The sequence below is a fragment of the Synergistaceae bacterium genome (assembly GCA_017444345.1).
In the GTDB taxonomy this organism is placed as follows: Bacteria; Synergistota; Synergistia; order Synergistales; family Aminobacteriaceae; genus JAFUXM01.
In genome coordinates, this window is record JAFSWW010000043.1 from 1 (window position 1) to 9,685 (window position 9,685).

The 9,685-nt window shown below is 40.0% G+C and carries 5 protein-coding genes; 2 read left to right on the plus strand and 3 right to left on the minus strand.

What is annotated here, in order from left to right; genetic code table 11:
• The first annotated feature begins 202 nt into the window (after positions 1-202).
• The gene (locus IJS99_02685; GenBank protein ID MBQ7560729.1) at positions 203-1,144 is read left to right on the plus strand and encodes a glycosyltransferase; all 942 of its coding nucleotides are present in this window, start codon (positions 203-205) and stop codon (positions 1,142-1,144) included.
• Positions 1,145-1,158: 14 nt separating this feature from the next.
• On the plus strand, positions 1,159-4,185 hold the full coding sequence (locus tag IJS99_02690; GenBank protein ID MBQ7560730.1) for a DEAD/DEAH box helicase: 3,027 nt from the start codon (positions 1,159-1,161) through the stop codon (positions 4,183-4,185).
• A 326-nt stretch (positions 4,186-4,511) separates the two neighbouring features.
• Here the strand turns inward: IJS99_02690 and IJS99_02695 are convergent, their stop codons facing one another.
• Genes IJS99_02695 through IJS99_02705 form a run of 3 tightly spaced genes read right to left on the minus strand, consistent with a single transcriptional unit; the run spans position 4,512 to position 9,090 of the window.
• Complete coding sequence (locus IJS99_02695) at positions 4,512-6,005, minus strand: AMP-binding protein (GenBank protein ID MBQ7560731.1); 1,494 nt, start codon at positions 6,003-6,005, stop codon at positions 4,512-4,514.
• The gene (locus IJS99_02700; GenBank protein ID MBQ7560732.1) at positions 6,005-7,501 is read right to left on the minus strand and encodes an AMP-binding protein; all 1,497 of its coding nucleotides are present in this window, start codon (positions 7,499-7,501) and stop codon (positions 6,005-6,007) included. The genes IJS99_02695 and IJS99_02700 overlap by 1 nt, the downstream gene beginning before the upstream one ends.
• Positions 7,501-9,090, minus strand: coding sequence for a hypothetical protein (locus IJS99_02705; GenBank protein ID MBQ7560733.1), 1,590 nt, complete (start codon positions 9,088-9,090; stop codon positions 7,501-7,503). Before IJS99_02705 ends, IJS99_02700 begins: the two co-directional genes overlap by 1 nt.
• Between the last annotated feature and the right edge of the window lie 595 nt (positions 9,091-9,685).

Genomic DNA, 9,685 nt, shown 5'->3' on the forward strand with positions numbered 1-9,685 from the left:
CTAGGGCGGGCGGGTGGGAAGGATAAAAGCGTGCGCGGGGGACTCGTTAATAGCTGTTATGGCTGTAAATGTTTATATAATGGGAATAATTTAGAGTTTTGTTATTCGCGATATTTATAATTAGGCAAGACTCGCTATACACGGGCAATTATTGAGAGATTTGCGGTAAAATTTATTATTATGAATTTAGGAGTCTTTATTAATGAACGATAAAAAAATTTCTGTAGCTATGGCTTCATATAACGGCATAAAATATATAGGTGAGCAGTTAGACTCAATCAGGACTCAGACTCTAAATCCCGATGAAGTAATAATTTGTGATGACTGCTCAAATGACGGCACATTTGAATTTTGCCGCGATTATATAGCGAAATATAATTTAACCGGCTGGGCAGTTTACCGGAATGATAAAAATTTAGGTGTCCTGCAAAACTTTAGACTCGCTATGAATAAATGCACGGGCGATTATATTTTTACCTGTGATCAAGACGATATTTGGCTGCCTGATAAGATTCAAGCTATGACTCAAGCAATGAACGAGAATAATAATATAATGCTGCTCGTTTCAAATTATCAGGCAATTGACTCGAATAAACAAAAAATTAACGCTCATTTAAGAAATATAACAAGGAACGACGGCGAAATTATTAGACTCCCGTTAAAAAATTACTGGCTCGAAAATGTCAGGCCGGGCTGTGTTATGGCATTCAGGCGTGAAATTCTTGAGAGACTCAAAATTTTTGATTCAGCTGATAAACTTCATGACTCTGTACTTTGGCAGCACGCTGTTATTATGGACTCGCTTTATTTGATTAACAGGCAGTTAATACTATTCAGGCGGCATGAGAATAACACGACTGCGGCATTTCACGAGGCATTATCACTTGAGAGAAAGATTAAAGATTTACGCGCTGACTCAGAATTATACAAAAAATTTTTAGCGCATTCTAAAGAACTCGGCATAAATAATATAAATCATGAATTACTAGAGAATAAACAAAAATTTTTGACTCAACGAATAAATATTTTAGCTAAGAAAAATTTATTTGCTATTATATATTTCGTTATTGCCAATATAAAATTTTATCCGACCTTGCGCAACGCATTATCGGACATTTACGCAGCTATATTTATAAGAAATTAGGGAGATTTGAACACTTGAAACGTTCAGTAATAAAAACTTTTTCGCGGTTACACAGCAATCAATCAATACTAGAACGCGCGGGAATTTCAGCACGTGCCTTTACTTGTCCGAATGAATCGCATTTAATCGCAATATTTCCGGATTCACTTCAGGCCGCAGAATTCTTGAATGACTCTAAGGCTCTTCACCCTGAACGAAATTATTTCATGCTTAAAGAATTGCCGTTATCAGCGCAAAATACGGGAATTAAAGCATTATTACTCGAACGGGGGGAGACTCTCAGGAACTGGGTCAAAGATTCGGGCGTTCTCATAGCGACTCCGGGGGCGTTAATGTCATCTTGCTTGCTGGGAAGTGCCAAACTTGAAATAAAATTATCGCAAAAAATTTCACCCGATAAAATAAAATCTTGGCTCGAAATTGCCGGCTATAAACGTTCAAATTTAGTCTGGGCTCCGGGACAATATATTCAGCGCGGTTATATTCTTGACGTTTTTGATCCCGGTTATGCTATGCCGTTGAGATTTGAATTTTTTGATGACGAGATTGAGCGAATCGGCGCATTTCACCCTGACACGCAGAAAACCAGCTCCGAATTAATGGCACTTGATAATATAGTTTTACACGGCTTGAATGAGTCAATACAAAAATTTCCTGATGATTTATTGCCGTCTGATACCTGCATAATCTTATATGAGCCTGACAAGATAGAGACCCAGTCAGAATCTTTTATGTGGCTGTGGCGTGAATTATATTTTGAATCAGGATCAGAATATGACGTAAAATTTTGGCTTGAAACTTTCATGAAATTAGCAGTATTTCCGGTAATAAGAATCACGTCAAACCCTGACAAGATAAATTCTGAACTCTCAACAGAGCCATTACCGGCATTTAAAGGCAGTCCCGAATTAATTTTGCGTCTGTGTGAAGATTTGCAGTCAAGAAATTATAAAGTTGAGATATATTCGCGCAACCCAGTATTTAAGAAATTGCCGTATGAATTTCACGAGGAGTCAATAACTGCGGGATTTGTCGATAATGCTTCAAAGCGGGCTTTTATTTCAGACAGGGAACTATCAGGAATCACCGCAAATATTTCGTTGACTCAGTGGCGCGCTCCTAACGAATGGAACGAGGGCAGATTATCACCGGGCCAGCTCGTTATACATGACGATTTCGGGCGGGGAGTTTTCCGGGGAATCGAAAATATTAACGCAGCCGGGTCTCCTGTTGATGCTCTTGTTATAGAATTTGCCGATAATCAGAGATTATTAATTCCCGTTTTGCAGTCCTATAAATTAACCGGCTTGAACGAACACGAGAACGAAAATATTACGCTTGATAGTTTACGCAGCAAAGTATGGAAAAATAAATCACGCAAGACTCAGGAGCAGGCCGAGGCGGAGGCAAAAATTTTACTTGAAATCTACGCAAAAAGAGAACTCGAACGCAGAAAGCCATTTGACGAGACTAACGAAATGTACGACGAATTTATTAGAGCATTCCCATATAATGAGACTTCAGACCAGTTAAAGGCAGTTAGCGAGATCATGAAAGATTTATCATCAAATTATCCTATGGATAGATTATTAGTCGGTGATGTAGGATTCGGGAAGACTGAAGTTGCGTTAAGAGCGGCATTTAGAGTCATTAATTCCGGCTTTCAAGTTTGCGTACTCGTTCCTACGACTATATTAGCACAGCAGCATTTTACAACTTTTCAGTCAAGATTGAGCGGATTCCCTGTTAAAGTCGGGCTTGTCTCAAGATTCGTGAGTTCTAAGGAAGTCAAGAAAGTTTTAGAGTCAACTTCAGAGGGGCAAATTGATATATTAATCGGGACTCATAAATTGCTGCAGAAAGGCGGCGTAAAATTTAAGCGTCTAGGATTATTAATTATTGATGAAGAACACAGATTCGGCGTTATGCATAAAGAAGGACTCAAGCAAAATTACGGCTCTGTTGATATTTTGAGTCTTTCAGCGACTCCGATACCCCGGACTCTTGCTATGTCGTTAAGGGGCTTGCGTAGTATTTCCGTGTTATCGACTCCGCCTGAAGATAGATTACCGGTTTCAACTTATGCGGGAGTCTGGAATGCTGCAATTATCCGTAAAGCAATAACTTACGAGCTTAACAGGGGCGGACAAGTATATTTTTTGTCTAATAAGATTTCACGAATGCCCGAACATGAAAAAATGTTAAAAGCCTTCTTCCCTGATTCACGAATAAAGACAGCTCACGGCCAAATGAACGAGAAAGAATTAGAAGCTACTATGCTTGAATTTTATTCGGGACAAATTGATATATTAATCGCGACGACAATAATAGAAAGCGGCTTAGACGTAGGACGTGCTAACACGATTATAATAGACAACTCGGCGGAACTGGGACTCGCTCAAATGTACCAGTTAAGAGGCAGAGTAGGCAGGCGGGGTGAACGTGCATTTGCTTATTTCTTTATTCCCGATAAGAATTCTATAACTCAAGATACACAAGATAGACTCGATGCAATTTCTACAATGACAGATTTAGGATCGGGCTATGAGATTGCAAGACGTGATTTAGACATTCGGGGCGGCGGCCAAGTGGGAGGCACTCAACAGCACGGGAATGCGAAGACAGGAAATTTTACAGTGTTTTATCGCATGTTAGAAGAAGAGTTAAACAGGCTGCGAGGCATTAAGACTCCGGAGAAAGTAGAAATAACTTCAGACAGGGGCGGGGGGCTGATTCCGTCGTATTATATTCCGCAGGATGATGTAAGAGTTACTATTTACAGAAGGCTCGTTAATGTCGTGGGACTCGATGAGCTTGATAATTTGTTAAGTGAAATGCTTGACAGGTTCGGCAAAATCCCCGACGAGGCGAATTATTTAGCGGGTTTGACTGCATTAAGAAATTTCGGCGGACAATTCGGAATTAATAAACTCGAAATCAGAAAAGGAGTCGTAAATATTTATTGCAAGAGTCGAGAAATCCCCGAAAATATCAAGAAATATTTGCGTTATCTTGGCCGTAATATGAGATATATTAATTAATGTTATAATATCTTTCACGAGGGAGCCCCAGAGAGTAAGCAGGGACTCTTCAACCGAGGGGATCCGCCCCTGCAGAAAGGCGGTGCAATGCGATGTCTAAGAAAGGCCGCAAGAACAACGCTAATAAGAAGCAGCGACGTGATTACCTGTCGGGGTTACATCACCTAATCGCTGCTATATTCTATCTTGTGAAACTTGTCTTGTTTTTACTGGATAGGTTCTCCAGATAAAACGGGTAAATTTGTACTTCGTTGGAGTAGCTAGCTCCCTCACCGCTGCTCCTATAAAATCGTAGGACTAATTCACATGCCCCTATTTTATCACAATTAATGCTCTTTTTCTTTTTCCTTAGCTGCCATATCACGCAAAACTCTTCGCAAAATTTTGCCCGATCCTGACAACGGAAATTCACTCACAAATTCTATAGCCCTTGGAGTCTTGAAATGTGCGAGTCTCTCTTTCGCAAATTTTATAATGTCCCGTTTTTGTTCGCTGCTGTCATCTGCTCCGTCCTCAAGCAAAATATACGCCTTTGGAATTTGTCCGTTAATATCGTGAGGCATTCCCACAACAACGGCCTGACGTACTGCGGGGTGATCTGCTAAAACTTTTTCGACTTCTTGCGGGTACACGTTGAATCCTCCGACTATTATAATATCTGTAACTCTGTCAAGAATATACACAAAGCCTTCTGAGTCAATTCTCACGTAATCGCCCGTGTTAAAATATCCGTCCGAGTCAAATCTTTCTGCCGTTATTTCAGGAGCGTGCAAATATCCCGGAGTTACTGAAGGCCCCTTCACCCATAAAACTCCCTCATCGTCCGGAGTGTCCTTGCCCTCTTTAGTCTTGAGTTTATAGTGATAGCCGTTAATTACCGGGCCTATACTGCCAATTTTTTGATGCACACAATCTTGATTCATGCAAATAACCGGCGATGTTTCCGTGAGTCCGTAACCTTCTGTTATGTCCCGGCCAAGCAAATTTAATGACTGCTTATGAACGTTAGGATTTAATTTGTCGCCGCCTGTGCAGATTATTCGGATTCGTGATAGAGGTTCGGGGGGCATTTTACCTTTTTCGACTGACATTAATAAAAACGACATTATTGCAGGCACTACGAACATGACATCAATTTTTGCTTCAGTTATTGCTCTGATTGTTACAGCAGGCGGAAGGAATGACGGGGCAATCGCTAATTTAGCATTCAGGACGAGCGGCAAAATTATTGTAACAGTGTAACCGAATGAGTGAAAATTTGGCAAAACATTCAAGAAAGTATCTTGACTGCTTAGTGATTCGACTCTTTCGCGGGTTGCTATGCAGTTACTATATAAATTATCATGAGTCAAAGGCACTGCTTTAGGGAGTCCGGTCGTCCCAGATGTCGAAAAAATTACGGCGTATTCTTCACTTTCGGGCGGCTGAGTAGTTCCTGAAATTTCCGGCAATTTCTCAGCGTTCAAATCACATGTAAAGCAAGGCCAGTTAATTCCCTTGATTTCGTGTTCTGATATTACTGCAAACGGCTTTATTAATTCGAGAGTTCCAGCTAATGACGAGCCGAATTTTTCGTTAAGCGGGCAAAAGATTCCCCCTAATTTCCATACAGCTAGAGACAACGCAGGAATCAGGGGCGAATTTCTTAGCATTACTACGAGCCTTTGACCCTTTGAGAACCCCGCGCGCTTTAATGACTCCTCGCAATTATTCACGAGCTTTAATAAATCCCTGCGTTTATGCCAGACTCCGTCCTGCCAGTATAAATTAATTTCGGGATCTGATTCTAAATTTGGAATAATAACATTTTCGAGCCGCATTATTTATCACGTTCTTTCTGACGCAAGACACGTCTTAAAATTTTACCAGTCGCAGAAATAGGCAGAGAGTCAACAAATTCAATAGCACGAGGGACTTTATAGTGTGATAATCTTTCTTTGCAGAATTTCACAAGCTCGCTTTCTGTTACGTTTATTTCAGGATTGCGAATTATGAACGCCTTGGGAACTTCTCCGCTTATATCGTTTGGCATTCCCACGACGACGGCCGTATTTACTGCGGGATGTTCTGATAATATAGCCTCGACTTCCTGAGGGTAGACGTTAAAGCCTCCGACTATGATAATATCAGTTACTCGATCTAAAATTTTTATATACCCGTCTGAATCTATCTGCACATAATCGCCCGTGTTAAACCAGCCGTTAATAAATCTCTCGCGCGTAACTTCTTCAGCATGATAATAACATGATGTTACAGAAGGCCCACGAGTCCATAAAACGCCCTCGCCCGGTATATTAACTTTTTCGCCCGACTCGCTGCGTAATTCTAACTCAAATCTAGGCAGTGCAGGCCCTACTGTTCCTAATTTGCGCACTGAAGGACTCGGATTCACGGCCAAGACCGGCGAACATTCTGTAATTCCGTAACCTTCTATAACGGGGACTCCAAATGCTTGAGTGATTCTGTCGTCAAGTTTTGTGTTATATCTATCTCCGCCGGCTATAACGAGTTTTATTCCCGTTAATTTCTTCCCTGCACGTTCTAAGACTGAAGCAGAAAATCCCAGCATCGTCGGCACAAGTAATAATACTGTCGGATGTGTTAGCTCAAGAGCTTTTATCACATTTGAAGGCGGCATAAAACTTGCAACTAAAACTTGAGTCGCTCCCAGTATAAAGGGTAATACACTGCAAATTGTGAATCCAAAGGCGTGGAAATTCGGCAAAACATTTAATAAACTGTCAGAAGGTTTTAAATCGGGCACGTGTTCAAGACATGCAACGCAATTATCGTAAATATTATCATGAGTCAAGGGAACTGCTTTAGGATCTCCTGTTGTTCCTGAAGTCGAGAATATCACAGCAAGAGTCTTATCAAAATCGTCAGCAGGTTGAGTCTTACCCGTAAATTTTTCATTGCCTCGTAATTCTTCAGATCCGAATCTAGCACAAACCCAGCCCGCTTTATTTAACGAGTCCTCTAATTCGCTTTTCACTCCGTCTGATAATATAACTGCAAACGGCTTTAATAAGTCAAGAGTCTTCAATAGTGAAATTTCTCCGGTCTTCTCGTTCAATGGGCAGAATACCCCTCCGAGTTTCCATGCTGCATAAATCATCGCTAGAGTCATCGGTGAATTTGGCATTAATACCGCTAATCTTTGGCCGACAGTAAATCCCGACTCGCTCAATAAGTCAATAACTTTATTTGCAAGCTCGCCGAACTCTTTACGAGACAGCCATTTATTATTAAACCAGCAGCAATTATTATCAGGATTTGAATTTATATATTTGCTCATATAATCAGAAAGATTCATTATTTATGACTCCTTTCACGCTTTATAAAATATGCACATGCGAGAATCAACGCGCCCGCAAAGCCCGTATTACAACCGCCCCCGCCTGATTTGTGAACATACATTTGCTGATTTACGTTTACAGTAAAAGATATATTTGTAGAATCTCCTTCAGGAAATGGACGCGCTTCAAGTGTTATAACTGACTCGCCTGTTTCTTGGCCTGCTGTGAGTCTCACACTGTCGCCCGAAACTATTTCAGCTGTAACTATATTATTTGCCGACGAACTCACATTTAATGAATAATCGCCGTCTTCAAATATAATATCATTCATATCGATTGTTACTTCAGGAATTAATATTCTTGTCTGCTCAACATACATTGTTAAATCGTCAATAGGAGTAATTGAGGCTCTAAGTGGTCTGCGAGCTTCAGTGCCTGCTGTTATGTAAATTGCGTTTGAAGTCTTGCTCATTTCTCGCCCGTTTGAGTCCCACCCGTGAACAGTTGCCGTTATATAAGTGCTTCCCGTTCCTACTGCGTGGGCTTGGCCTTCTGAGTCGATTTCTATAATTGCCGCATTATCGCTTTTCCATTCGACACCTGAAGGCGGATAATCACGAACATTTAACGACGAGTCCAGCGGGTAAATATCAATGCTTATTTTTTCAGTCGTGCTGACTTGCATATATGGGTAATGATTTATAAATATACTCTCAACTGCAACGGGTAAGGCCTCATAAGCTCCCGAATCACTATAATTTAACTGCGGCCTCGATGTTCCTATTTCGTCATATTCGATATTATAATTATTTGAAGGATTCACAAAATCTCTTGCCGGTGATGTTCCTGTGAGTTTGATAATTTCTACTCCGTCAATATTTTCAAGCAACGGCAGCCCGTAAGAATTTGTTAATAATACGTCGCTCAATTTCTGACCTGATAAATTATTAGAGCTAAAATTATAATTACTTGTCCCGATAATATTATCATTGCCGGATAAATTGCCCGAGTCAGCTTTATAAATATCGTTGCTGCTTGTATTGCCGACTATTACAGACGCAAAAATATTCATTGTCCCATTTCTGACAGCAAGAGCGCCGTTATCTGCTATATTTCCTGCGACAGTACAAAAAATTAATCTCGTCGTCCCGTTCGTAGCACATACAGCCCCGCCGAAATTCTCGGACTCGTTATTGTAAAATGTGCAGTTAGTAAATTCAACATTTGAGTCAGGCCCTGTGATTTTTACTGCTCCGCCGTCGTCTGCTATAACTTGGCCTCCCTTGAATGTTAAGCTGTCAAATAAAACAGTCCCGGCCGTAACAGTAAAAAGCCTCGTACCCTTTGCAGCAGTTAGAGACACCCCGCCGCCGTCAATAATAACATTTGAATTCAGCGTTAATTCTTTAGGAAGAGTCAGAGATTTTATAGACGAGTCAAAATAAATATAATTCTCCGTGCTTTGTGAAGAGTTTACGCCGTTGACAGCCCAAGCAAGTGAGCCGCTCCCGTCCGCATTAGTCGTCGTTACTGTGAAAGTTTCTGCCCATGATAATGAACTCATCAAGAGCAAGAATATAATTACAGCAAAAAATTTTTTATGCATGAATAAGTCAAACCTCCTGAAAAATTTTATATGATTCAACACGCTATATTTTAACTGTTGAGTCGTGATTCTGTGAAAGATTCTATAAATTTTTTTATGATAGAATGATTGTAAATATTTTATTGATTAATCAGCAAAACAAGAGAGATTTTACAGCTACATTTACAGCTACAAAAATATTAAATTTTTCCAGTTATAGCAATTATTTATAAAGCAAAAAAATTTTGTTATATGCAAAAAATTTCGCGGTAATTTTGAGTGCATAGAGTCATAAAATTTTTAGCAATCTTCACGAGTTCACACAAAAAATTTTTACACGTTTATATTTTGAGTCCCGCCTGATAAATTTTTATAAATCCTAGCAATATTTTTATTAATAGTAATTCCCCGCCGCATAGTGAGTCCCGTTCACTCGACAAAATTTTATATAAATCCCGGCAAATTATGAAATCCCGTAATATTTTTATTAATAATAATTCCACGCCTCATGGTGAGTCCCGTTCACTCGACAAAATTTTATGTAAATCCCGGCAAATTATGAAATCCCGCAATATTTTTATTAATAATAATTCCACGCCGCATAGTGAGTCCCTCC

Bases quoted from the DNA above. Each gene is read 5' to 3' on its own strand.
- IJS99_02685 (MBQ7560729.1), top strand. From the start codon at position 203: ATGAACGATAAAAAAATTTCTGTAGCTATGGCTTCATATAACGGCATA.
- IJS99_02695 (MBQ7560731.1), bottom strand. From the start codon at position 6,005: ATGCGGCTCGAAAATGTTATTATTCCAAATTTAGAATCAGATCCCGAA.
- IJS99_02700 (MBQ7560732.1), bottom strand. From the start codon at position 7,501: ATGAATCTTTCTGATTATATGAGCAAATATATAAATTCAAATCCTGAT.
- IJS99_02705 (MBQ7560733.1), bottom strand. From the start codon at position 9,090: ATGCATAAAAAATTTTTTGCTGTAATTATATTCTTGCTCTTGATGAGT.